17 protein-coding genes, 1 tRNA gene and 5 pseudogenes are annotated in these 26,013 nt (G+C 41.5%); 8 read left to right on the top strand and 15 right to left on the bottom strand.

Annotation, left to right across the window (positions count from 1 at the left end):
• Positions 1-467: 467 nt before the first annotated feature.
• Positions 468-919 (top strand): annotated as a pseudogene (locus AACQ38_RS22070) (helix-turn-helix domain-containing protein); the annotation flags it as partial.
• Positions 920-932: 13 nt separating this feature from the next.
• Positions 933-2,321 carry a hypothetical protein gene (locus AACQ38_RS22065; RefSeq protein WP_165579087.1) on the top strand — a complete coding sequence of 463 codons (1,389 nt, stop codon included), beginning with the start codon at positions 933-935 and terminating at the stop codon, positions 2,319-2,321.
• Between the two features lie 91 nt (positions 2,322-2,412).
• Here the strand turns inward: AACQ38_RS22065 and AACQ38_RS22060 are convergent.
• Positions 2,413-2,629: pseudogene (locus AACQ38_RS22060) on the bottom strand (IS982 family transposase); the annotation flags it as partial.
• A gap of 108 nt (positions 2,630-2,737) precedes the next feature.
• Between AACQ38_RS22060 and AACQ38_RS22055 the strand changes: the two are divergent.
• Entirely contained in the window at positions 2,738-3,532 is a 795-nt protein-coding gene (locus AACQ38_RS22055) for a sulfite exporter TauE/SafE family protein (RefSeq protein WP_011148575.1), read from the top strand.
• Between the two features lie 883 nt (positions 3,533-4,415).
• Here the strand turns inward: AACQ38_RS22055 and pyrB are convergent.
• Both pyrB and argF read right to left on the bottom strand, forming a co-directional pair.
• Positions 4,416-5,339 carry an aspartate carbamoyltransferase gene (gene pyrB, locus AACQ38_RS22050; protein ID WP_011148573.1) on the bottom strand — a complete coding sequence of 308 codons (924 nt, stop codon included), beginning with the start codon at positions 5,337-5,339 and terminating at the stop codon, positions 4,416-4,418.
• Between the two features lie 306 nt (positions 5,340-5,645).
• Positions 5,646-6,662, bottom strand: a complete 1,017-nt coding sequence (argF, locus tag AACQ38_RS22045) for an ornithine carbamoyltransferase (protein WP_165579086.1) — start codon at positions 6,660-6,662, stop codon at positions 5,646-5,648.
• 164 nt (positions 6,663-6,826) lie between these two features.
• Between argF and rraB the strand changes: the two genes are divergently transcribed.
• Entirely contained in the window at positions 6,827-7,234 is a 408-nt protein-coding gene (gene rraB, locus AACQ38_RS22040) for a ribonuclease E inhibitor RraB (protein WP_011148570.1), read from the top strand.
• Between the two features lie 114 nt (positions 7,235-7,348).
• Here the strand turns inward: rraB and AACQ38_RS22035 are convergent, their stop codons facing one another.
• From AACQ38_RS22035 to pepA, 9 genes are all read right to left on the bottom strand, one after another.
• Positions 7,349-10,159, bottom strand: coding sequence for an RHS repeat domain-containing protein (locus tag AACQ38_RS22035; protein WP_165579085.1), 2,811 nt, complete (start codon positions 10,157-10,159; stop codon positions 7,349-7,351).
• Positions 10,160-10,515: 356 nt separating this feature from the next.
• Positions 10,516-11,289, bottom strand: coding sequence for an amino acid ABC transporter substrate-binding protein (locus tag AACQ38_RS22030; RefSeq protein ID WP_011148568.1), 774 nt, complete (start codon positions 11,287-11,289; stop codon positions 10,516-10,518).
• 87 nt (positions 11,290-11,376) lie between these two features.
• Positions 11,377-12,141 (bottom strand): amino acid ABC transporter ATP-binding protein, encoded by a 765-nt coding sequence (locus AACQ38_RS22025; RefSeq protein ID WP_011148567.1) that lies wholly within the window; start codon positions 12,139-12,141, stop codon positions 11,377-11,379.
• The gene (locus AACQ38_RS22020) at positions 12,119-12,820 is read right to left on the bottom strand and encodes an amino acid ABC transporter permease (RefSeq protein ID WP_109791887.1); all 702 of its coding nucleotides are present in this window, start codon (positions 12,818-12,820) and stop codon (positions 12,119-12,121) included. Before AACQ38_RS22020 ends, AACQ38_RS22025 begins: the two co-directional genes overlap by 23 nt.
• Positions 12,796-13,005, bottom strand: a complete 210-nt coding sequence (locus tag AACQ38_RS22015; RefSeq protein ID WP_158538147.1) for a hypothetical protein — start codon at positions 13,003-13,005, stop codon at positions 12,796-12,798. Before AACQ38_RS22015 ends, AACQ38_RS22020 begins: the two co-directional genes overlap by 25 nt.
• Before the next feature lie 210 nt (positions 13,006-13,215).
• The gene (locus tag AACQ38_RS22010) at positions 13,216-13,989 is read right to left on the bottom strand and encodes an amino acid ABC transporter substrate-binding protein (protein ID WP_011148565.1); all 774 of its coding nucleotides are present in this window, start codon (positions 13,987-13,989) and stop codon (positions 13,216-13,218) included.
• 436 nt (positions 13,990-14,425) lie between these two features.
• Positions 14,426-17,323, bottom strand: a complete 2,898-nt coding sequence (locus AACQ38_RS22005) for a valine--tRNA ligase (protein WP_011148564.1) — start codon at positions 17,321-17,323, stop codon at positions 14,426-14,428.
• A gap of 13 nt (positions 17,324-17,336) precedes the next feature.
• On the bottom strand, positions 17,337-17,786 hold the full coding sequence (locus tag AACQ38_RS22000; protein WP_011148563.1) for a DNA polymerase III subunit chi: 450 nt from the start codon (positions 17,784-17,786) through the stop codon (positions 17,337-17,339).
• A gap of 63 nt (positions 17,787-17,849) precedes the next feature.
• A complete protein-coding gene (gene pepA, locus AACQ38_RS21995; RefSeq protein WP_011148562.1) occupies positions 17,850-19,370 on the bottom strand; it encodes a leucyl aminopeptidase in 1,521 nt (506 codons plus the stop codon).
• 285 nt (positions 19,371-19,655) lie between these two features.
• On the opposite strand from pepA, the gene lptF reads away from it, so the two are divergent.
• Positions 19,656-20,756 carry an LPS export ABC transporter permease LptF gene (lptF, locus tag AACQ38_RS21990; RefSeq protein WP_011148561.1) on the top strand — a complete coding sequence of 367 codons (1,101 nt, stop codon included), beginning with the start codon at positions 19,656-19,658 and terminating at the stop codon, positions 20,754-20,756.
• Positions 20,756-21,835 carry an LPS export ABC transporter permease LptG gene (lptG, locus tag AACQ38_RS21985; RefSeq protein WP_165579084.1) on the top strand — a complete coding sequence of 360 codons (1,080 nt, stop codon included), beginning with the start codon at positions 20,756-20,758 and terminating at the stop codon, positions 21,833-21,835. Before lptF ends, lptG begins: the two co-directional genes overlap by 1 nt.
• Positions 21,836-21,947: 112 nt before the next feature.
• Here the strand turns inward: lptG and ampH are convergent, their stop codons facing one another.
• The gene (ampH, locus tag AACQ38_RS21980) at positions 21,948-23,165 is read right to left on the bottom strand and encodes a D-alanyl-D-alanine-carboxypeptidase/endopeptidase AmpH (protein ID WP_011148559.1); all 1,218 of its coding nucleotides are present in this window, start codon (positions 23,163-23,165) and stop codon (positions 21,948-21,950) included.
• Positions 23,166-23,655: 490 nt separating this feature from the next.
• On the opposite strand from ampH, the gene AACQ38_RS21975 reads away from it, so the two are divergent.
• Positions 23,656-23,740: transfer RNA gene (locus tag AACQ38_RS21975), tRNA-Leu, on the top strand.
• Between the two features lie 164 nt (positions 23,741-23,904).
• A pseudogene (locus AACQ38_RS21970) lies at positions 23,905-24,060 on the top strand (Arm DNA-binding domain-containing protein); the annotation flags it as partial.
• A 49-nt stretch (positions 24,061-24,109) separates the two neighbouring features.
• On the opposite strand, the pseudogene AACQ38_RS21965 reads toward AACQ38_RS21970, so the two are convergent.
• Both AACQ38_RS21965 and AACQ38_RS21960 read right to left on the bottom strand, forming a co-directional pair.
• A pseudogene (locus tag AACQ38_RS21965) lies at positions 24,110-24,524 on the bottom strand (ISAs1 family transposase); the annotation flags it as partial.
• Positions 24,525-24,532: 8 nt separating this feature from the next.
• A pseudogene (locus AACQ38_RS21960) lies at positions 24,533-24,683 on the bottom strand (phage integrase N-terminal domain-containing protein); the annotation flags it as partial.
• Positions 24,684-26,013: the final 1,330 nt, after the last annotated feature.

Genomic DNA, 26,013 nt, shown 5'->3' with positions numbered 1-26,013 from the left:
TGGTAAACCGATTAAATAATCGCCCTCGAAAAACACGGGGTGGGAAAACCCCGAATGAATTATTTAAAGGAATACGAACATGTTTACTTCCAGATTAACGATGTTGCACTTATTATGTGAATCTACCCATAATTAATAAAATGAAAAATAAATACTTGAAATTAAAAAAGCAAATTCATATAAAAACAGTATTAATTTTTTTTGAAATGATTTAAAATGAAGGCATGTTTTTTAATATATAAAAAAATCTACTTATGAACACGCCATTTTCTATAAATGGGTGCTATTTCAAAAAGAAAATCGATTTACCCATGATATTATTTTTAAATGGAGAGCATGGTGAGTTCAGTATTTAATCTTATAATGTGGATCCAAGGGAGATTAAAGAATGCTCTAATTGAGTTATATAAAATTCAAGAGTTTTTAAAAAGTACTAAGAAACGTATCTAAGGCTCATGGTATCAGTCATGAAAATATTCATTACCGATGAACAAAAAGCCGAACTTGAACACTTCCATCACACCTGCCGTGATAAGAGGGAATGTGATCGTATCAAAGCGATCCTGCTGGCCTCTGAGGGCTGGAGTTCAGTGATGATCGCTCAGGCTCTGCGTCTTCATGAAACGACCGTTAATTGTCATATCAGCGATTACCTTAATCACCGCAAACTCAAGCCCGACAATGGCGATTCTCAGGGCTATCTCAGCGAAACACAGACTCAGGAACTTATCGCTTATCTGACCGCGAACCTTCTGCCCACCACACAGGCTGTTATCCGTCTTGTCGAAGCGTGGTGGGATATCAATTACACCGTTCCCGGCATGAATAAATGGCTGCACCACACAATGGATTTAGTTATAAAAAACCGACCGGCGTACCACACAAGTTCAATGCGGAACAGCAACGGGCCTTTATGGAATAAGTGGGTATATATGAATAATAAATACGAAACGGTTATTGTCTTAGGGGCTGGCCCAATTGGTCTATTTTCTGCTTTTAAAATATTAGAAAATAATTCTGCGGAAAATGTATTGATCTTAGATAAGCGATTTATTTCTGCTTACACCTTTAAAGGCTGGGCGGAAAGATCAATGGTTGTACAATTTCATCGAAAGCTTTTTTCTCTCTCTTATCTTCCAAAAATAGTGAAAAAGTGTCCTTATGGAGTACTTAAAGAAGATTATGAAGATAATCGGAAGAAGTATAGTGATTTAGATCACATGAGTATAAAAAACATACAATCCACTATTCTAGAAAATATGGAAAAATTTTATAAAAATCGTTTTTTCATGGTAGGATTAAAAGATATGTCCTTTGACAAGGATATTGTTTCAATTTCTATTTTTACAGAGCACTTTGATGATAATAGTATTTTAAAAAATTTAAACCCGGAATTAATTGTAGATGCAACTGGCTACCATTCCATCTTAATGAATAAAACAATAGGCATTCAATTCGAAAGTGAGCATGAATACGGTTCAGCTCTAAAAATGACCTGGCCAGAACATGAAATGTCTCATGTTGAAAATAAAAAAACTGAATTTCATGACTGTCATGAAAATACAATCTTTTTTAGCGAAGGAAACTCATCTGTAGCTGAATTCTCATATCCGTCTGATAAATTTAGTGAATTTTTTGAAGAATGTGGGTATTCTATAAATCACAGGAGTACCAAATTACCATTTCTAAAATTTGATACAACACCTTTTTCAATAAAATTACCACCATTCTTAGAAAAAATAATATCTCTTAAGAAAGATCATTTTCTATATAAAAGAGCAGTTGACTTATTCAATATGATTAGAAGAAATAAACTTTCTGGTATTAATGGATTAGAATTCATTAATCACTTGCAAGGTTTCAATTGGTCAGAGGCAGACAGTCTTGCTTTAGTCGTTCGTAGGATAATAAATAAAAGAGTAACTATAGAAAACACATATGCTAATCTTGAAGAAAACTTTTTAGATTTAATGAAAATTAGAGTTATTTTTATACCATCTAGAGCCGAGAGATGGTTATCAACAAATAAAGTAACAACAAAAATTAATCTTATCTTTTCGAATGATAATAATTCATTACATAATCAAATTTCTTCAGTAACAGCTTGCGCTGTCGGAGATAGTTTAGCTAGCACAGACTTTAGACATGGTCTTGGTATAAATCGAGGATTTCACACTGCAACTAGGTTATTTCAAGATAAAACAGATCCAGAATTAGTAAGGCTTGAATTGATACAAAATAGCTATTCTATGCTAGATGTTATAAATGATAATTCAATATTTAGTAGAGCTATTTCGTGCAGAGATTGGCTTATCCTATAGTAAAAATCTGCCTTCATAGAAGGCGGAATTGATTTCGCTACAGAAGGGCGTAATCAAATCTCTAAAATCAAGACGCTGCAACTTCTGCTGCGTGGCGATATTTCCAAATGTGTTCTAGATAAAAATTTTTAAAATCACGGTAATGTGACAGAAAAAGGATCAAAATGGTCATGATTTCACTGGGATACATGTGATCTTGTCGGAGGCGTAAACGATGCCCGCTATCGAGATAAAATTGTTCTCATCGAGAGATGAAAAAATGGAAAAAAATCATCGACATCACAGAAAATTTCAACTAAGTTGTCCATAGCCCATTCCACCTCGGAGCTGTTTTTGGTGTGTACCAAAACTTTGCTCTTGGAACAGGTTTTTCGTCAATTTCTTATCCAGAATTCGGGTTAATGTAAGGTGCGTGTATGTATATAGATATATTAATTATAATATCTGCATTTGCTGGAAGTATACTATCTGGGCTTTTTGGTGGGGGAGCGGGTTTGATTTTTACTCCTACAATTTATTTATTTTTATCTTATGCTAACCCAAATTCTAGTTATATCATGCAAACTAGCATCACAACGATGATAGCTTCTCTAATGATATCTGGTCTAGTTGCTATTGTTAAACATCACAAATACAACCATATTGATTGGAATGTTCTAAAATGGTCTGCTCCACTAATTATAATTGGTTCAATACTAGGTTGTTTTACCATGACTGTTGTTTCAAGCCGATCGGTTATATATGTCTTTTCTTTAGCAACACTAATTTTGGCGATTAGGTCAACACAAAAATTAATTTCTAATACCCAACAAAATAATACAAATAGAGATCTTGGCTGGTCATTTCGTTATATTGGCTGTTTTTTACTAGGATTAATATCAACTTTGTCCGGGGCAGCTTCATTTGTTGTTCCTTATTATGAGAGCATTGGCTTAGATATTAAAAAATCAATAGGGACAACAACTGTTGTAGTCTGGTTGTATTCTGTATTTGTACTAATATTTATGATATCACTCGGCCTAAATAAAAATAACTTACCACCTGGAAATATAGGTTTTTTAAATTATAATTATCTATGGTTATTCATAATACCAACAATACCAGGAGCATTGTTAGGAGCAAAATTAGCCAATACTCTTCCAGAAAGAAAACTAAGAATTGCCTTTACAGTACTATTGTATTTTATTGGATCAAGTATGTTATTTTCATAATACATCTACTTTTGAAATCCATAGGGTATATATAATTTAAATAAAAATCAGTAGTTATAATTTATTAGAAAAATCTTGTCATAAATATTCCCGCTAAAATATATTAATTTAGCTATAAAATATTCATAAAAAGGTTTTTTATTTGTCATTTTTATAGGCTATGATGTGTTTAAGTTATTATTGTTAATGTTGAAATTTAAGTTAGGTTAAATGGTTGGTAGAGGGTTTTCAGCAGCTATTTACACTTCATACTTTTTTGTTTTTTTAGTGTAATTATTGGGGGATTGTAAAATAGGTAATAGAGTAAGTATCTGTTTTATATTTAAAATTAATGGATAATATAGGATTTAAAATTGTCATTTAAAGTTTAATAAATTATTTAATGCCTAAAGGATTAATTATTAAAATTGAACTGATTTATAAACAATTAAATCCAAGATTAATATTTATTTTCAATATTAATAAGTATAGGGTATTTTATAGTTAAAAGAATATCTATATCCGTCATCTTTCAAGTTGCCTCTTTGTTGGCTGCACTCACTCACCCCGGTCACATAGTTCTCTATGCTCCCGGGGATTCGCTCCCTTGCCGCCGCGATGCATCTTGAAATCCATAGGGTATAATCTTAATTATAGAATTAAATATTCAATGGATATAAATAACTTTTCATAATTATGATACCTCTTATTTTGTTGTTCTCTGTTATTCCTATGGAAAATTGTTTATTATCTTTATTTAAAGGTTGAATTTAAATTATTTTTCAGGTTAAAAGATAATTATTTAACGAATTTTAATTTTATCTTGCCCGTTAATGGGCAAGAAGTATTTTGGATTAACTTAAATATAAAATTAACATGGTCAATTATATTCTCGTTACTTTAATCATTCATTTAAAACTAAAGATAATAGAGCCTGACGAGCATAAATACCATTCTCTGCCTGTTGGAAATAATAAGCATAGGGCGTTTTATCGACATCGGCAGTGATTTCATCAATACGTGGCAATGGATGCAGAACTTTGAGGTTCTCTTTCGCTCCGATCAGATCGGAAGCACGCAGAACAAATTGTGCTTTTACGTTGGCATATTCGGATGGATCAAGGCGCTCTTTCTGTACGCGGGTCATATAGAGAATATCTAGCTCCGGTAATACTTCTTCAATATTAGCGTGTTGGCTGTAGGTCGCACCTTTTTCATTCAGCATATGAAGAATATGGTTTGGCATTGCCAATGCTTCCGGGGCGATAAAATAAAAGTGATTGCCATTAAATTTCGCCAGTGCTTGTGATAGCGAATGGACCGTGCGGCCATATTTCAGATCACCAACCATCGCGATATTCAGACTATCCAGCCGTTGCTGAGTTTCCTGAATAGTGAATAGATCCAGCAAGGTTTGAGTCGGATGTTGGTTAGCACCATCACCGGCATTGATAATCGGAGTGTCACCGGAAAATTCAGAAGCCAGACGTGGAGCACCTTCCTGTGGATGACGTATCACGATGGCGTCAACATATTGGCTGATAACGGAAATAGTATCGGCTAGCGTTTCACCTTTCTTACCCAGAGAGGTGTTACTGCTGTCTGAGAAACCGACAACTGAAGCGCCAAGGCGGTGGATTGCTGTTTCAAAAGAGAGGCGAGTACGGGTGGAGGCTTCGAAGAAACAACTGGCGATAACCTTGGGTTTCAGCAATTCAGGTTGTGGTCTGGCTTTCAGTGTAGCAGCAGTCTGCAACACCAATTCCAGATCTTCGCGGCTCAGATCATTTATTGAGATGATATGTTTGCGATATAACGGATTAGCCATTTTTCACTCTCCTCTAATGCTGACATCCGGGGTGGCGATCATGAATTGATTACCGGGCAAAAAAAAGCCCCTCATTGAGGGGCGTTAAATGATTGGTTTAGCAACGGGAAAACAATGACGGCTAGCTGCCTTCTTTCAGGCAGTTGTGCTTGATGACAAAAATAAGCGCTGTCTTTCATGATTTCTCCCGGCAAATTGTGGCGCATTATACTCGCGAAAAATCTTACAGCAAACATTTGACCGAAGAAAAATAATATTGGCAGGAGCATATCTTTAAAGACATAATCCTGCCGATATTCCAACTAATTAAATTTTAAGATCATTTGCTAATGTTGCGACCATTACCGCTTTAATGGTATGCAGGCGATTTTCTCCTTGATCAAACACAATGCTGTGCTCTGATTCAAAAACTTCATTGGTAACTTCCAGTCCTCCATACATATTAAATTCAGCAGCGAGTTGTTTGCCTAATGCCGTTTCTTCATCATGAAATGCTGGCAGGCAGTGCAGGAATTTGACTTGTGGATTGCCTGTCATGCTCACCATATCCATATTGACTTGATAAGGTTTCAAGAGGTGAACTCGTTGTTGCCAAACATCTTTTGGCTCGCCCATAGAAACCCAGACATCGGTATAAAGAAAATCGGTATTTTTAACCCCTTCGGTGATATTTTCCGTCAGAGTAATTTTACCTCCTGTTTTTTCAGCCAGTTTCTGACATTCAGTCACCAGTGCGGCATTGGGCCAGTATTTTTCAGGGGCAATCAACCGAACATCCATACCCGTTAGTGCCGCGGCTTCTAGCATGGTATTACCCATATTGTTACGGGCATCCCCCAAGTAGGCGAATTTGATTTCTGACAATGGTTTTTCTGGTTGATGTTCCTGAATAGTTAGTAGATCTGCCAGTAGCTGAGTAGGGTGAAATTCATCTGTTAGCCCATTCCATACCGGAACACCTGCATATTTTGCCAGCGATTCAACGATTGTTTGGGCATAGCCGCGATATTGAATACCGTCATACATACGGCCAAGTATACGAGCGGTATCTTTGATCGATTCTTTATGTCCAATCTGGTTGCCACTGGGACCGAGATAGGTGATATTTGCTCCTTGATCGTAAGCTGCCACTTCAAATGAACAGCGGGTACGGGTGGAATCTTTTTCAAAAATCAGCACGATGTTTTTGCCTGTTAACAGGGCTTTTTCTGTACCAGATTTTTTAGTCGATTTTAATTCAGCAGCTAGCTTTAGCAAGGCATGAATTTCTGCTGAGGAAAAATCAAGTAACCTTAGAAAATGACGCTGATGGAACGGATTCATTGTTTGGTGTCTCCGTATTTATTGTTTGCATTTAAATTCAATCTATATCTATAAAAATGCAATTTCAACTCCGTATTAGATTTCTTTGATGTAAACAGTGGTTAGCCCGCCTATGGTGTGGGAGAATGAGTATTGGGACGGCCAACTGCTTGAGGATATTAGGTATGGCAAATCAGAGAGACTTAGAAGAACAACGCGAAGAAACGCGGCTTATTATTGAAGAATTACTGGAAGATGGTAGTGATCCAGATGCACTTTATGCCATTGAGCATCACTTTTCTGCTGAGGATTTTAGTCTGTTGGAAAAGGCTGCGGTTGAAGCCTTTAAACTAGGTTATGAAGTGACTGATGCGGAAGAATTGGAAGTCGAAGATGGGACTATTCTGATGTGTTGTGATGTTATCAGTGAGTGTGGATTGAATGCAGAACTGATTGATGCCCAGGTTGAACAGTTGGTGAATCTAGCTGAAAAAATTGGCATTAATTATGACGGTTGGGGCACTTACTTCGAAGATCCTGATGAGCAAGATGAAGATGATTTGCCGGAGCAGGGTGAGAGTAGACTTCATTAGTATGATCAGTATGTTAAGAATCTTGTGTTAATTCTGGTCGTGATTGATACATATGATTCAAAACAAAATAGTCCTTATCTGCTTCGGCGAATAAGGACTATTGCATTTAATAGACTATTTTATCAAACCGTGTTCTCTAACTTTTGCGAGAATGGTTCCCCGCCTAATTTGGTTTGCCTCGGTGACCTCCCTTTTTAATTCTTGTCCTAGCTCATTAGAAACCAGATCCTTATGTTTTTCTGCGAGCTCGCTTAATTCTTCTGCGGTGTGAACAATGCCGGTAACTTTCCATGCCAATGACAGACCTTTGAGTGCCACTTTGGCTACCGGGTGTGGCACGACCGCGGCGGCGGTATCCAGTGTGGCTCCGACTGTCGCACCTAGCGATGCCCCGGTAATTAGCGTATCTGTTGCGACCTCTTTTAAATCATCAGTTGCTTTTTGCAGCTCTTCCAATTTTTCTGGGCTGACGGTAGCACTAGCCGCGCCTGCCTTAAATACCTTTTTTATACCGTCCAAGGTGAGACTAAAATTATTAATTGCGTCGGTGCCGGCGGCTTTTGTTAGCGTGGTTTTGTTTAGTTCACCGACATTGCCAGCCGCAGCAAATTCTCCGGCAGCCGCGACTAAACTTGCCCCTTCTTTTATTGCTTGAGCGCCAGGGACTTGACCCTGTGCGAGATGTTCTGCGGCTTCTTTACGCCCCGTTATGTTATGGGCCATCTGCTTCATTGGGTCATAGTTTGCTTTTAAAGCACTCGCTTTTTGGGTGATTTTGCTGACTTGTTGATCACCGTAGGATTCAGAGACAGGAGATGGCATCTGAGGCTTTTCAACTTGTTGATTTTTATATTTGTAAAGCTCGTATGCCATACCGCCAATGCCTAATGCACCTGTTGCTACGGTTTTAAACATACGCCCATCTTCATCTATGCCGGTCATTGGATTATTTCTTACCATACGGTACAAATTCAGACCATCTACGGTTCCAGCCGGGTCAGCGCTTAACCATCTACCGGCCCACGGTTGATAATAGCGGTAGCCGTAATAGTACAGTCCCGTTGCATCACGTTCTTTACCTGAATAACGAATGGTTTTGTAACCAGCTTCAATCTGATTTCTTGCTGCCCATACTGCGGTGCCACCATAGGGGTAATACTCTTCCCAACTGATCATTTCTCCGTGCATATCCAGTTCTAATTCGCTGCTGTGTGTAAGATTATCGTAGCTATATCTGACTTGATCGTTATTTATGCCGGTGGGTTGGCCTTTTTCCCAGTGTAGTACGCGTACTTGTGCTTTTCCTGCTTGCCCGACAGTAATAACTTGTAAGTCTTCGGTGATATTGGTGCCGCTTTGTGTGGTGTGTAATTCCAACCCTGGCAGATAAGTGACTCGTTGCTGCTGCGTGGTATTGGATGTTTGCTGTTCGTTTATTTTCAGTAGCCGCATGCCGTCACTGTCATAGTGGTACCACTCACGCGCGGTATTACCACTTTGGTTCACTTGTTGTAGTTCTCCCCGTGGTGTCCAGTTTAAGGATTGCCCTGAGAACAGACTGGTTTGATGACCACCTGCATCAAAGAATGTATCAACGAGATTGGGATCGTTGGTGAGGGTACTGAGGACACCGCGGTTATTACGGTTTGAAATGGTGATATTTGTGGTGTAGTTATTGTTACTTGCCGGAGCACTGTGCTGGATTTGTGTCAGGTTGCCGCTATCGTCGTAGGTATAAGTACGAATATAGTTAGTATAAGTATTGTCATCGGTAGGAAGAGGGGTAATTAAAGGAGGGAGCTGGCTTCCTTGCTGACCAATGTTAGCCATTTCGCGGCCGGTTGCTTGGATGAGTTGGTACAGAGAATCATAGGAATATGCATTTTCCGGTACTATTTTCTGATTACGCCAGAATCGGGTTGCTTCTGCATCATTACGAATATTGATCACATTGCCAACGGGATCATATTCATAACGTAAATCTTGTAGTGGTTTTGTACTATCTCTAGTTCGGCGGGTTGTAATGTTAATTAATCGTTGGGTCTCTGGTTCATAGGTATATTCCGTAATAACGCCATTACCGTGCTCTTCTCGTAATTTTTGTCCGGCTGCTGACCAGGTAATAGACTGTACAATAACTTTTTCGGCTTGGCCTTTTAGTGTTAACCAGCTACCTTTCAGTTGGCCCGCGACATCATAGGCCAGCCGTTGCATATTTCCCTTGGCGTCGATTTGAGTTAGCAGAGCACCAATGGCATCAGTTTTATGTTGAGTCGTGAATATGTTGCCATTCAGTTTTGTACGCCAGCTATTTTCATCATCACCGCGCCAATCAGCTTCCTGATCGTCGGCTATTAATTGACGAGACTGTGATAAAACCGATCCTGTTAAGGACAAACTTTCCAGTTGTACCAGCCCCGCAGGATCATAATGGCGTATACATTGCCCGGCGAGATTCTGGTTTTTCTCTGCATCTGTATTGTTTGCCCAAATAAGGCGCTCCGTGGTTTTCTCGTTCTTTTGTATTAACTCGGTGACAGCCAGCAAGCGGCCGGGCAAGGTATTACCTTCATAGTGATGGGTCTGACGAGCGCCGATTGCATTGATAGTCAGTACTGGGCGTCCTTCGATATCGTTCAAGGTAATCGTTCGGCCAGCATCGATACTTTCTTCACGCAGTGTATTCCCAGCGAGACTAAAGATACGAGTGAAGTTTGAACCACTCTGGTTTTTATATCTACGTGGGTCTGTGCTTTTTACTTGAAGTCCGTGAGTATTAAATTGATAGCGAGTGATCAATTCGTTGCTATTGGTTTCATCAGCTTGAGTCCGCAGGTATTCCAGTGTACGTATATTCAACCCTCGATTATCTCGTACGCTGACAGATGGGGTATTTCGGTTAATTGCAGAATTGTAACGAATCATATTGCAGTCCCTTATGTTGTTTTAATCTGTTAGTCGGCTTAATAGTAACGACCTGAGACTTTACTACGGAATGAATAAAATTTTTAACAGAATAGCGTGATAATTTTTGAGATTGACAGTATGAGAATTAATATCCCAATAGATAGGGATAGAATACGAAAGGGGAAATAAATATTTTAATTATTCGATTGTGATTAAGAAAAAATTAATTAATAACTGACTTGAATATATATTTAAAGTAATCGTTAACGAGAAAATATTAATTTAATAATGATTGAAATTTTTTGAATGTAAAAAGAGAGATAATTAATTGATAAATAGATAACCACCTCTTGTAAGAAGAGGTGATTATTTTCTTATTTAGAAACATCGGTGCCGAAATATTGAGTGGAAATGCGTAAATAGGTGCCATCGGCTTTGATATCGGCTAGTGCCTTATCGATAGCGGCTTGTAATTCTGGCTCGCCTTTACGAATTAGCACCCCGACTAGATCACCATTGGGTTCGGACGCGACAACTTTTACCGGTGCATTGGGTTTGTGTTTCCTAAAATCGAGATAGGACAGATTATCGTTGATAGTGGCATCGGCTCTGCCTGTAGCAACCAAATCGATGGCCTGATTAAATCCTTCGGTGGGGACGATTTCCGCACCGAAATGTTTTGCTAACTGGGCATAATTGCTGGTTAAGCTATGGCTTGAGGTTTTACCTTTCAGGTCGCTGAACGTTTTTATACTGTCATTATTTTTCCGGGTGATAAGTACGGCTTTAGATATGATATATGGGCCGGAAAAGTCATATTTCTTTTTGCGTTCTGGTGTGATAGCGACTTGATTGAGTACCGCGTCATAGCGTTTGGCATCAAGCCCGGCAATAAGCCCATCCCACTTGCCTTCGGTAAACTCGGCTTTAACATTCAGACGTCGTGCGATTTCGCGGCCAATATCAATATCAAATCCAGTTAAAGCTCCTGAGACATCGTGATAGGTAAATGGCGGGTAAGTTCCTTCGGTAGCGATTTTGAATACGCCTGCTGATTTAATGTTATCAAGGCCAGATTCTGCATGCGCAGAATATGCAATGCCGAATTGAATGACACCCGCTAATAATGCGGTAAGCAACATTTTCATTTTCTTTCTCCAAACTGTTAAAAGATTTATTTGATTGTTATCAACTGATTCTCAGATCAATTACGGCAAAGTTATTTTAACGGTGGGCTATATTTCCCAATCCGGTAAGGTATTGGTTAAGGTTGAAACAAATTCCACAGTACGTTGTTTAAGGGCACCGGTGAAAATCGTTTTCGACGTTCCCGATTCGACGATTTCCCCGGATTCTAAAAATATGACGTTGTGGGCAAGATTAGCTGCCAAACGCAGATCATGGGTAGCCATTAACATCGTGGTTCCTTCTTTAGCCAACTGCTTTAATACGGCAACAACTTCTTGCGATAACTCTGGATCAAGTGCGGAAGTTGGTTCGTCGCATAATAATACTTTGGGTGAGGGTGCCAGTGCTCTGGCAATTGCTACGCGCTGTTGCTGACCACCGGAGAGTGTGGCTGGAAAGACATCGGCCTTGTGTGACATGTCAACCTTTTCCAGTAGTTCAAGCGCTCGCTGTTTAGCCTGTTCACGTGACCATTTCTGAACCCAGATTAACCCTTCCATGATGTTTTCAATGACGGTGAGGTGAGGGAAAAGCTGAAAGTTTTGAAACACCATGCCGGTTTGTTGGCGGATCCGTTGTATATCCTTGTGAGCAATCCGCCCTTTGCCGGTGAAGGTTATATTTTCATTGTCGATTTGGAGCTTCCCGGCTTGGGGAATTTCTAATAAGTTGATGCAGCGTAATAGCGTGCTTTTGCCACTTCCGGATGGGCCAATTAGTGCGGTCAGGCTGCCTTCCTCAATGGTAAGTTCGATTTTTTTCAGGACCTTTTGCCCGTCAAAACTTTTTTCAATGCCGGAGAGTTGAATCATCTTTTAATTCCTGTGTGTCACTCTTTTGCGAAAACTTCTTTTCCAGACGGGTTTGTAGTGATGACAATACTGAACTGATTATCAGATAAAGTATTGCCGCCTCAGTATAAAGAATGAGAGGTTGATAAGTCACCGCTGCAATACGTTGTGCAGCAAGGAAAAGCTCCGGTACGGTAATGACTGAAGCCAGTGAAGTATCTTTCACCAGTGAAATAAATGTGTTTGAGAGTGGTGGAATGGCGATTCTTGCGGCTTGAGGTAGAATGATCCGACGCAATGATTGTGTCCAGCTCATGCCGATAGAATAAGCTGCTTCCCACTGCCCTTTTGGTACAGACAATAAAGTGGCGCGAATTATCTCAGAGGTATAGGCACCAATATTTAATGTGAAACCAATCACTGCCGAGGTAAATGCACCTAACGTAATGCCGACGCTAGGTAAGGCATAAAAAATAAGAAACAGTTGTACCAGCAACGGTGTGCCACGGATCAGCCAGACGTAGAATTTGGCGACAGCAATAAGTGGTTTTGGCCCGTAAAGCCGGATGAGCGCAACAATAAAACCCAGTATGATACCGAGAGTAAAAGTAATAAGAGTTAGTGGAATAGTAAAAGCAAAGCCCGCATAAAGCATAGGCCAAAAAGAATCGAGTACTAGATTGAACCAAGAGGGTTCCATATATTTTCCCTATTGTGTGTAATATAACTATACCCGTTATCTTTCAAGTTGCCTCTTTGTTGGCTGCACTCGCTCACCCCGGTCACATAGTTTTCTATGCTCCCGGGGATTCGCTCCCTTGCCGTCGCGATGCATCTTGAAATCCATAGGGTATATATATTTATAGTGATTTTTTTAAATATCATATGGCAAGCTGTCAACTTACATATATAAGATATAGTTATATCATATGGTTATTTTAGATATATAAAAAATTTATATAAATTAATATATATAATATTTAACTAAAATATTTTCTGATTACTCAATTCAACACGGTTGATGATAAAGTTCCCTGGTCAGAGTTTGTATTCAACTTTTAGGGAACTGTCTATCTGAATAAGATAATCTTTCACTTATTCGGGAAGATTATCGCCAAAATAGTGAGTCCAGATACGTTGGTAAGTGCCATCGGTTTTGATGTCAGTTATTGCTTGATCAATAGCAACTTTTAGTTCTGGCTCGCCCTTGCGGAGCAACACTGCTGTTTGACCCGCATTGGGGGTTGCTGCAACAATTTTTACTGGTGCGTTTGGCTTATGTTTCTTATAGTCCAGATAAGATAGGCTATCATTAATAGTGGCATCGGCTCTGCCGGTACTAACCAGCTCGATTTCTTGACTAAATCCATTAGTGCCGATAATTTCTGCACCATTATCTCTGGCTATTTGGGCAAAATTATTGGTTAGAGTATGTGCTGAGGTTTTGCCTTTTAAATCGCTGAATTTTCTAATGTTATTATTATTTTTATTAATGATAAGTACCGCTTGCGATGTGATATAGGGGATGGAGAAGTCATATTTTTTCTTGCGCTCAGGTGTAATTGCAATTTGATTAATTACTGCATCAGAACGTCCGGCATCCAGCCCGGCAATAAGTCCGTCCCATTTTCCTTCAATAAATGTTGGTTTGACATGCAATCGGTGTGCAATTTCACGGCCAATGTCGACATCGAAGCCAGTTAAAGTACCCGAGGCGTCGCGATAAGTAAATGGTGGATAAGCTCCTTCCGTTGCTATTCTGAGTGTGCCGGTGGATTTAATCTTATCAAGGGTTGGTTCTGCATTAGCTGAATATACGAGACCGAATTGGATAGTATTTGCCAATAATAGGGTAATAAGTGTTTTCATTTTGTTTCTCCGGGTAGTAATAAATTAGTGAATTAATTTATTACTACCTTAATAATTTCCGCTGAAATAAATTATTCATAACAATAAATAATTGGATATTTAATTGGGCTAGAATTGCATTATTAGTTTCCTTTTTACTTGTAATAATATATTTATATGATTTTACTCTCTGTATAATATGCTAAATATAATGGTTTATATATAAAATAAAATTATATCATATTGTCATTTAAGATATGTAAATTTAAAAATGAATAAAATAAATATTCACTTATGTTAAGGAGATAGGTATTGTTATTTTCAATATTTTTGATTATGTTTATATAGAATGAGTTGAATTTATATTTTATTATTAATTTTATCGTTTACTATTTAAATTAAAAAGCCACTGCAATTCATTGTCAGTGGCTTGGTGAGAATTTACTTTTTGAAAATATTACAGCGCGGCAATGGTTTCTTTCTGAGCCAGCAGCTTTTCTTTGGATGTATTGCAGTTTGCCAGACGTTCACGCTCTTTGGTTACAACAGCTTCGGGTGCACGGCTAACGAAGCCTTCATTTGATAGCTTACCTTCAATGGCACCAATCTCTTTATCCAGCTTCTCAATCTCTTTATTTAAGCGGCTTAGTTCAGCTTCTTTATCGACTAAGCCAGCCATTGGGATTAATACTTCTGCGCCATTAATCAATTTAGTGACAGAAATCGGTGCTTCTTCGTCCGTAGACAGAAGAGTCACAGAAGATAAGCGGCCCATTGCCTGAATAAAATTCAGGTTTTCTGCTACACGGCGTTGGGCACCAGCATCAGCATTACGCAGCAGAACTTCCAGTGGCTTACCCGGTGCGATATTCATTTCAGCACGGATATTACGTACTGCAATAATCGCTTCCTTAATCCATTCCAGATCGGTCAGTGCCAGTTCATCAGTTTTTTCTTGAGCAAATTCTGGGAACGGTTGCAGCATAATGGTATCTGCCTCAATTCCCTTCACTATTTTCACTCGCTGCCAGATGGTTTCGGTGATAAATGGAATAATCGGGTGAGCCAGGCGCAATAATCCTTCCAGAACTTCAATTAGCGTATGACGGGCACCACGAACTTCCGCCTCTGAACCTTTGTTAATCGCCGGTTTAGAGAGCTCCAGATACCAGTCACAGAACTGGTTCCAAGTGAACTCATAAAGAATATTGGCCGCCATATCAAAACGATATGTGTCCAGGGCTTCACGGTAGGCTTTTACTGTCTGGTTAAATTCAGCCAGAATCCAACGATCAGCCAACGATAGCGCCATTTCGCCACCATGTTGGCCGCAATCCTGACCTTCTGTATTCATCAGAACAAAGCGGCTGGCGTTCCATAATTTGTTGCAGAAATTACGGTAACCTTGCAGGCGTTTCATATCCCAGTTGATATCACGACCTGTTGAGGCCAGCGCGGCTAACGTAAAGCGCAGGGCATCGGTACCATGCGTTTCAATACCTGCCGGGAATTGCTTCTCGGTACGTTTGCGGATTTTTTCAGCCAACTGGGGCTGCATCATATTGCCGGTGCGTTTTTCTAGCAGTTCTTCCAGAGAAATACCGTCAACCATGTCCAGCGGGTCAATAACATTCCCTTTGGATTTGGACATCTTCTGACCTTCTTCATCCCGGATAAGACCGGTCATGTAAACAGTCTTAAATGGAACCTGAGGTTTGCCATTTTCATCTTTGATGAAATGCATGGTCATCATGATCATACGGGCAATCCAGAAAAAGATGATATCAAAGCCACTTACCAGCACATCGGTTGGGTGGAAAGTTTTCAGCGCGTCAGTTTGTTCAGGCCAACCAAGGGTAGAGAAAGTCCATAAACCGGAAGAGAACCAGGTATCCAGTACATCTTCATCTTGGTTTAAAGAGATATCTGTGCCCAGATTATTTTCACGACGGACTTCTTCTTCACTGCGACCAACATAGACATTACCGTTGGTGTCATACCATGCCGGAATACGGTGGCCCCACCATAATTGGCGAGAGATACACCAATCCTGAATATCGCGCATCCAGGAGTAATACATATTTTCATACTGCTTAGGTACAAACTGGATATCGCCATTTTCAACGGCTTCGATAGCCACTTTCGCCAGAGGCGCGGTACGGACATACCATTGATCAGTCAGCATAGGTTCAATAACTACACCGCCGCGATCGCCATAAGGAACGGTTAGATCATGAGCTTTAATTTCAACCAGCAGGCCCAGTCTTTCGAACTCCGCCACGATAGTTTTACGGGCAGCGAAACGCTCTATGCCTTGATATTCAGCCGGAATATCAGAGCTGTAACTGTCAGAAATCTCACCATGAGTATCGAAAACTTCTGCTTTATGACGGATGTTGCCATCAAAAGTCATGATATTGATCATCGGTAGGGCATGTCGCTTACCGACTTCATAGTCATTAAAGTCATGGGCTGGTGTGATTTTTACGCAACCAGTACCTTTTTCCATATCCGCATGTTCATCACCGATAATAGGAATGCGGCGGTTAATTAATGGCAGAATAATTTCTTTGCCGATTAAATCCTTATAGCGCGGATCTTCCGGGTTAACTGCTACGCCGGTATCGCCTAGCATAGTTTCAGGCCGGGTAGTTGCAACGATCAGGTAATCTTTCCCTTCTGCGGTTGTGACACCATCGGCCAATGGATAACGTAGATGCCACATAGAACCTTTAACTTCACGGTTCTCAACTTCCAGATCGGAAATTGCAGTGTGCAATTTCGGGTCCCAGTTAACCAAACGTTTACCGCGATAAATGAGATTTTCTTGATACAAACGGACAAAGGCTTCTTTTACGGCGTTGGATAGACCTTCATCCATAGTGAAACGCTCGCGCTCCCAATCAACAGAGTTACCCAGACGACGCATCTGATTGGTAATCGTGCCGCCGGATTCTGCTTTCCACTGCCAGATCTTATCGATAAACGCCTCACGGCCATAATCGTGACGGGTTTTGCCTTCTTCTGCTGCGATCTTGCGCTCAACCACCATTTGAGTAGCAATACCTGCGTGGTCAGTACCGGACTGCCACAAAGTATTTTTACCCTGCATTCGCTGATAACGGATCATGGTATCCATAATGGTTTGCTGAAATGCATGGCCCATATGCAGGCTACCGGTCACGTTTGGTGGTGGGATAACAATACAAAAACTCTCACGGCTAGTATCGCCGTTAGGCTTGAAGTAACCACTTTTCTCCCAATGGTTATAAAGAGGTTGTTCAATTTCTTTAGGATTGTACGTTTTATCGAGAGATGGCTCGGCTTGCGTTTGAGTTGCGGGTGTTTTTTCCATTTTATCTTGATACTTAGTATGTTGGCGGCGTTGCCATGGTCAAATTAAAGCCGACGCTGCGATAGGATTTATATCGTTCACGCGCCAACTGTTTCAAATTTTCATCTATAGGAACGAAGTCTATCACTTCATGGAAAGCGGTGGCAAAGTCTGCAAATTGCGGCAACAGATTTATTAGGATATCACGGGGAGCATTTCCCCGTTTTTGTGGCCAACATAACTCAACCGGTGCGCCATACCTTGGCCCTTCACCCGCAAGATTATGTGGAACGAACTGATGAGGTTCCCGTTGCCATAAGGCTTCATCTAACTTTTCTGCCTGCTGCTGGTTTTCACAGGCGATTAGCACCCGTTTCCCTGCTCGCCATTGGTCAGCCGCAAACTGGCATGCCAGCCATTCGTGAGCTTGCAAATCTGCTTGAGGTGATGGCTGTTCCAGTAAATAAAACGTGGCACTTTTCATAATGTCTCTGTTACGGAGAAAGGGCATTGTCAAATGCCCTTTTAAACTAAGAGAGGAATCAGATCAATCGTCGTTATTGATACCGGCACTTCCTGCCCGATTTAACAGGAATTGTGACAGTAGCGCAACCGGGCGGCCTGTTGCGCCTTTTGTTTTACCTGAACGCCAGGCCGTACCCGCGATATCCAGATGCGCCCAGTGATACTTTGTTGCGAAACGGGACAGGAAGCAGGCTGCGGTAATCGCACCACCGCCACTGCCGCCGGTATTCGCCAGATCGGCAAAGTTAGAATCGATTTGCTCGAAAAACTCATCAGTCATTGGCAGACGCCATGCGCGATCACCGGATTGTTCCGAAGCATTGAGTAACTCATGGGCCAGTGGATTATGGTTGGATAACAACCCACTGTAATGATTACCAAGAGCTGTTATACACGCACCGGTCAGTGTGGCGATATCAATGACCAATTCTGGATCAAAACGTTCAACGTAAGTTAACGCATCGCACAGAACCAGACGACCTTCGGCATCGGTATTGAGTACTTCGACAGTCTGACCAGATAGGGTGGTTAAAATATCCCCGGGACGGTAAGCGCGCCCTCCTGGCATATTCTCACAGCCTGCCATGACACCGATGACATTGAGCGGTAATTGTAGCTCAGAAACCACACGCATCACGCCATAAACCGTTGCAGCCCCACACATATCGTATTTCATCTCATCCATGCCACCCGCAGATTTGATTGAAATACCGCCGGAGTCAAAAGTCAGCCCCTTGCCAACCAAGATGATAGGTTTGGCATGTTTATCTGAACTGCCTTTATATTCCATGACTGACATCAGAGATTCATTCTGAGAACCTTGACCAACAGCCAGGTAGGCATTCATGCCTAGCTCTTTCATCTGCTCTTCACCAATCACTTTTGTTGTAATATGGCTATTGGCAGAATCTGCGAGCTGGCGTGCCTGAGAAGCCAGATAAGCGGCATTACAGATATTGGGTGGCATATTACTAAGATCTTTGGCCGCTTTGATACCGGCAGCAATAGCAAGGCCATGTTGGATTGCACGTTCACCGCTGGTTAGCTCCCGACGGGTCGGAACATTGAAAACCATTTTACGCAGTGGGCGGCGCAACTCATTTTTATTACTTTTTAGCTGGTTGAAAGCATAGAGAGATTCTTTTGCTGTTTCTACCGCTTGGCGCACTTTCCAATAATTATTGCGGCCTTTAACATGCAATTCTGTTAAGAAGCAAACAGCTTCCATTGAACCTGTTTCATTGAGGGTATTGATAGTTTTCTGAATAATCTGTTTATACTGGCGTTCATCCAATTCGCGCTCTTTACCACAGCCGATAAGCAGAATACGTTCAGATAGCACATTGGGAACATGATGCAGCAACAGTGATTGACCAACTTTGCCTTCTAGTTCACCGCGGCGCAGTAATGCACTGATGTAACCGTCACTTATTTTATCAAGTTGTTCAGCGATAGAGGAAAGGCGACGAGGTTCGAAAACGCCGACAATGATACATGCACTACGTTGTTTTTCCGGGCTACCGCTTTTTACACTAAACTCCATGCGTTCTCCTGAATCTTAAAGACAAAGACGGATGCTATCGCTAAAATATAGCGTTCCGCATTAATCTACCCCATAGAAAATTAACTATTTATGTTAAGCTAAACGCACTATTTGTTATTATTTAGCTAACTTATAAGTATGTTCTGACTGGGAACCTGAATATGGAATGCTTCGATATCATTTTAGCAGTGAGGAAGCCAAACTGATGCACATAATAAATGGTATATATACAATGAAGTTAGCGATTTTCCTGCAAAAAGACAAGTTTTCACAGGCGTAATAAGCGTGATCATCATTAGATATCTGGTACGGGAAACCCTGAAAAGCCAAGTTGCGATACTCTTTATCCTTTTACTGATCTTTTTCTGTCAGAGATTAGTCGAAATTTTGGGTGCCGCAGTGGAAGGAAACGTCCCGGCAAATTTAGTTTTATCCTTGTTAGGATTAGGTGTGCCTGAAATGGCGCAGTTGATTTTGCCCCTGAGTCTGTTTCTTGGGGTATTGATGACTTTCAGTAAACTCTATACTGAAAGTGAAATTACTGTTATGCATGCGTGTGGTTTGGGCAAGCGTGTGCTGGTGGTTTCGGCGCTTATTCTGGCGTTGTTAACTTCCGCGCTAGCGGCAGTGAATGTCATTTGGGTCATGCCGTGGTCCTCGAAATATCAAGAACAGGTGGTGGCTGATGCTAAAGCTAACCCAAGCTTGGCAGCGATCATGGAAGGGAGGTTTAAACCTTCCGAGGATGGTAATCTGGTGCTCTATATTGGCAACGTGCACGGCAATAAGTTTGAAAACGTATTCCTTGCTCAACTTCGCCCCGTTGATAACCAGCGTCCTTCCGTGGTGATCTCTAATGGCGGTCATATGGTGGAGCGACCTGATGGCAAACAGGTGGTCGTCCTTAATCATGGTACGCGTTATGAAGGCACTGCAATGCTGCGTGATTTTAGGATCACTGAGTTCCGTGATTATCAAGCGATTATTGGGCATCAGACTTCAATCGTAGATAATAATAAAGTTGAACAGAAATCTATTATCCAGTTATGGCAGGATAATGATAAGGACTCCCGTGCTGAGTTCCATTGGCGTTTGACTTTGGTGCTCTCGGTACTGATTATGGCTATGATGGTTGTACCGTTAAGTGTGGTGAACCCACGTCAAGGGCGAGTATTAAGCATGTTGCCCGCAATGTTGCTTTATCTGATTTTCTTCTTATTGCAAAGCTCCCTGCGTTCTAACGGTAGTAAAGGCAAATTGGACCCGATGATTTGGATGTGGCTGACTAATGGGACTTATCTGATGTTGGCGCTGGTTCTCAATATTTGGGATACGTTGCCGGTGCGTAGGATCCGGGCTCGTTTCAACGGCAGAGGAGTAGCCTGATGTTTGGTGTATTGGATCGTTATATCGGGCGGACTATTCTACAGACTATTCTGATGACGCTGTTTATGCTGGTATCACTCTCCGGTATTATTAAGTTTGTTGAGCAGTTAAGAAAAGTGGGGCAGGGGGAATATACTACTGTTTCTGCTGGTCTTTATGTTTTGTTAAGTGTGCCGAAAGATATTCAGATATTCTTCCCGATGGCAGCTTTGCTTGGTGCCTTACTGGGGCTTGGTACGCTGGCAACCCGTAGTGAATTGGTGGTTATGCAAGCTTCTGGATTTACCCGTATGCAGATTGCTGGCTCAGTGATGAAAACGGCTATTCCGTTGGTGATCCTGACTATGGTTATCGGAGAGTGGGTCGCGCCACAAGGTGAACAGATGGCGCGTAATTACCGGGCTCAGAAGATGCTTGGTGGTTCTCTGGTTTCAACAAATAAAGGTATGTGGACGATAGATGGGGACGATTTTATCTACATCCAGCGGATTGTGAGTGATACCGAGATTAAAGGCGTCAATATCTATCATTTTAATGATGATAAAAAACTACTCTCTGTAAAATATGCAGCCAGTGCGGTTTATGATAAGGATAACGACCTATGGAAGCTTTCTCAGGTGGAAGAATCTGATCTGACAGACAGCAAAAAAATCACCGGATCACAACGTATTTCTGCTGACTGGAAAATTCTCCTGACGCCAGAACAGTTGAATGTAGTCGCACTTGAGCCTGAAGCGCTTTCCATCAGTGGATTATATCAGTACATCAAATACCTTAAGCAGAGTGAACAGGAATCAGGCCGTTATCAACTGAATATGTGGAAAAAAATATTTGCGCCGCTTTCAGTTGCAGTGATGATGTTGATGGCACTCTCTTTTATCTTCGGACCACTGCGCAGTGTGCCGATGGGAGTGAGGATAGTAACAGGGATTAGCTTTGGCTTCCTATTTTATGTACTTAATGAGATCTTTGGTCCACTGAGCTTGGTGTACAGCGTGCCAGCGGTTTTGGCGGCACTATTACCAAGCCTATTGTTCCTTACTGTGAGTATTTATTTACTCCTTAAGAGAAGACAGTAGCTTTTAGAAATAGTGGTACTAGTATGGAGCCAGATATTAGAGGGTCCATAGGGATAGGGTTTTTGGCTAAGAAACCCTATCCTGGATATCTCGATTTTACGACGTAAAAGATTCAAGCTTGATGGTGATTTTTCGACAATGCAGTTACTAGTTGATTAACCCCCGTTGTTACGCTACTGAACAGGCTGTGTTGTTTACGAGTGATCACCACAAACACCCCGATATTTTGTTCGGGGATCATTGCCATATACGTATTGAACCCTCCACCACCGCCGGTTTTCTGATAAATACCCGGTACATCGCCGCGGGCGTTCATGTAAACCCAACCAAGGCCAACGCCATCTGCCTGACCGGCAACATCCATCCCTTTAATTGAAGCCAGAGCGGAACGCTTAAAATAAATACCTTGTTCGCGACTCGCGGTTTGTTTACGTAACTGACTGTCTGATGATAAAAATTGCTGCATCCAGTGCTGCATATCTTTTGGCGTTGAATAGATTCCACCACTGCCTGCCGCAGCAACAGTATTAAGACACGGACTTGGCTTATAACTTTCCATCAAACGAGCACACTGAGAACGGTTTGGTGTCAGTGTCGTGTCTTTCATGCAATAAGGGCCGGTGATCTTATCGTATAACAAACGGGTATATGGCTTACCCGTAGCCTTAGAGAGCGCATCTGCCAATAAATCGTAAGCCAGATTGGAATAAGATGCTGTAGTGCCTGGTGCGGAGTCTAATTGAGCTGTTTTTAACCAGGTCCAGCGATTGGCTTGTGTAGGCCAAACAAAAACAGGACGCCCCCATCTACCTCCCGGCTGCTCACGAGGTAAGCCACTGGTATGGCTTGCCAAGTGGAATAACCGGATGGGTTGAAGAGGGCTGTATTGGGGCACTTTCACGCCATAATAACTATAGTCTTGCAACGGATCGGTGGAACGCAGAACCTCATCCTCTTCGAGCTTGATCATAATCTCACTGGTCATCAACTTAGTTAGCGAGGCAATACGGATGATTGAATCGGGCTTTGGACGGATGCCGTTTCCCGGACGGGTTTCACCGAAACTGCGGTAAACCGTCTGATTATTATCAATCACCACCATCGCCATGCCTTGTGCATTACTGCTGTTGAAAATATCCTGTGCATACTGATCAACCAACTGTGAAGCTAGCTTTTTAGTTCTCGCATTTCCTTCGAACACTTCCCATTTCAATGGTTGTTTCTTCGGTTGCAGAAACTTTGCCGAATATATTTTGTTTGAAGAAGAGCAGGCTGCGAGAGCCAACATCATGGCAGAAATGGAGAAGATCTTAAAAAACTGTTTATTCATTTTGAATTGACCAATCAGGCATATTTCCAGTGAATTCACAAACAGGATAAAGATAGCAAAAGCTGTTATTTATTCTTTTTAAACAGCATCATCAACGCGCCAATGACAATGCCCAAAAAGATCCCAGCACCAATCCAGCTAATAATCGTCATAACCATTTACCTCATAGCGAATTATCATGCTGAGATTATATAAGGTGATTATAGGTTGTCTATCAGCGTCAGGTGGTTTGACTAACTATGACTGTAAAAATTGTTGTGGGGAGAGTTGTTTTTTCTCTGATATTGCAGAGGAGGAGCTATTTCAGGTAGAAAAGATATTGCTAGGTGTACTTATTTAGGGTTTTGATGTTCAGTAATTGAACGCACATTTGTGTTGAAAGATGGGTTTGATCTTTTTTTCAACACTTAAACCAAAGTGAGAAGGATAACAGTTGCTAACAGATCGCTGACAGGTATAATAGCCGTCGTTTTCCGCATACTACTTCAGTGCCGAAGTGGCGAAATCGGTAGACGCAGTTGATTCAAAATCAACCGCCTTCGGGTGTGCCGGTTCGAGTCCGGCCTTCGGCACCATGACTATGTTCATAGCAGTTCACCAAAGTCCACTTATCCAAGAAAACTCCTTATAAATCAAATAAAATAGTCTATCAAGGTCTATTATCGTCCGTTGCAATCCACATATCTGTGGGGGCATAATTGGGGGCATCTTCCGATTCGATTAATAATGTGCCCCCAACATGAAACTCAATGCCAGGCAAATAGAGGCAGCAAAGCCAAAAGATAAAGCCTATAAACTCGCTGATGGTGGCGGGTTGTATCTGGAAATTACTCCGAGAGGTTCAAAATACTGGCGTATGAAATACCGCCGACCTACTGATAAAAAAGAAAATAGATATCTTACAGCAACTTAAAGAGCTTAGTGGGGACAATGAACGGCTTTTTTAATGCTATTCGATTAAAAAGAGCCACTTGTGCTGCACCATCAGGATCTTTAAGCGAGATAGCATCTTCCCGAAAAGTGACGTCCAAAACCCAGTGTAGCTCATTTTCCACTGACCAATGCTGTGGCAGCTCGCTCCACATCTAAAGGCAACGAACTCACATACCAGCGTGAATCTCGGTGGGCTGGTTGGCCTTTCACACGGTGTTCACTGACCACTTCGATAACAGACTGTATTGAGTGCCATTTTTCCTGAAGTGCTGCTGGCAATGCCGCACGAATTTGCATAACATGACGGAATTCTGTCCGTCCATGCCCCTTGCTTTTCTCCGTAAATTCAGCCAGTTCGTCGTCATCATAATGCGCAGCAAAATGCGATTTAACAAACCCAGAGAGCGTTTTTTGATTCCCTCTCAACGGCGGGGAGCAGTCACATGTTGAACATCACGAGCCTGGATATTGAGCGCAAGCAGGTGACGACAAAATCTATCCATGATGCGGGTGATCATGCACGGTTTTAAAGCTGCCGCCGACTTGCTTCGCCAGCATTTTCATTTCACGACTTAATTTGCTCATAGCAAACTTCTCACAATATCAACAAGCTGCATTTCTTTGGCGCATGGGCTAAATGGCAGAAGCATCAATATGATCTGCCAGGAACGATACCTGTGCGCCCGAGTGTGCAGCAGTTGAGGTATGGCGGGGTATCGGTAATGCACTCTGTGCAGCCTCCTGCGATGGGTATCCCCTCAGGCCGTTGGCCTGCCTCGGTATCAGTTCAACTCTTCTGTAAAAAGTGGTCAGCCCGACGTAGAGCATGTGTGTCAGATGCATGACTTTTGTGTGAAGTTGCGTATCTCTAAGGCTGAAGTGTGTCCGCGCTGCGGCGTCACTTTCACAAGTAAAAGTGACGCCACAGGGCAGGCACCAGCAGCGTTTATTAGACGTTAGAGATTTTGGATATAGGTAACCTAGGTCGCAGCGGGGCAACCCGGATTAAGGATGTGATGACAGTGGCGCTTTAGCAGACCTACGGCTTAGAAAGCCGTTGCCTGATTAATGGCTAGTCGTCACTTGGTTGAAGGCCAATCACGGTATCCTCGGCTGGCAATACTGGCGGCTAAGAAATGCTTGTTGTTAGCCATTTCGCTGGAATAAACATACCTTCATCGCATCGACTGCGATCCCCGCTTTCAAAGGCTCAGGGGGTTACCGCTCTTAAAGCGCTACATTTCAGGTCTTGGTAGCTTCTTTGTGGTCGCTCGAAAGCGTCAGTCTCAGACCACACTCCATTCCTTATAACTTTGGGTTTGTGACCACCCGAAGGCGTTTCTCGCAGATCACTCGTATCATCCTGATACTGGAAACATTGGCTGCTGTCGTTGACAGCGAGGTTACGTGGTTAAAAATATGACAAAAATATAGAGGCATCAAGACTTTTAATGCACGAAAATGAGCGTGAAACGGTGCTCATCGTTTTAATTATATGCGGGAAAATTCTGTCAAAATGAACTGTCTTATTAAGGCAATAAAGTTATTTCAATCAAGAGATATGGGAAACTACTCGATATAAATCATTAATAAAAAATATTTGTGCTAAAACATTTCCTTAATAAATAACACTGTGGCTGATGATTTCTATTTTTTTAAGATTAATTAGAAGGTATTATTTTTTTTACTATTCATATGCAGGATTTGATTTCTAATCAGTGGGAGATGCAGTAATTAATTTGAATAAATCACGGAGGGTATTGTAGCCCACCACCAAAATAATGCATTTAAATAACTTTTCAAAATAGTAGAACACTTGGAGGGAACTCAGTCCAATTTTTGCAATCTGATCAATTGTAGATAATCCCAAACCACTAAACGGACTGAGTTATGCCTATCATAGCACCTATACCCC

Origin of the sequence: Photorhabdus sp. RW14-46 (assembly GCF_963887965.1) — a bacterium.
Lineage (GTDB): Bacteria > Pseudomonadota > Gammaproteobacteria > Enterobacterales > Enterobacteriaceae > Photorhabdus > Photorhabdus laumondii.
This window is presented reverse-complemented; position numbering and strand designations above follow the sequence as displayed.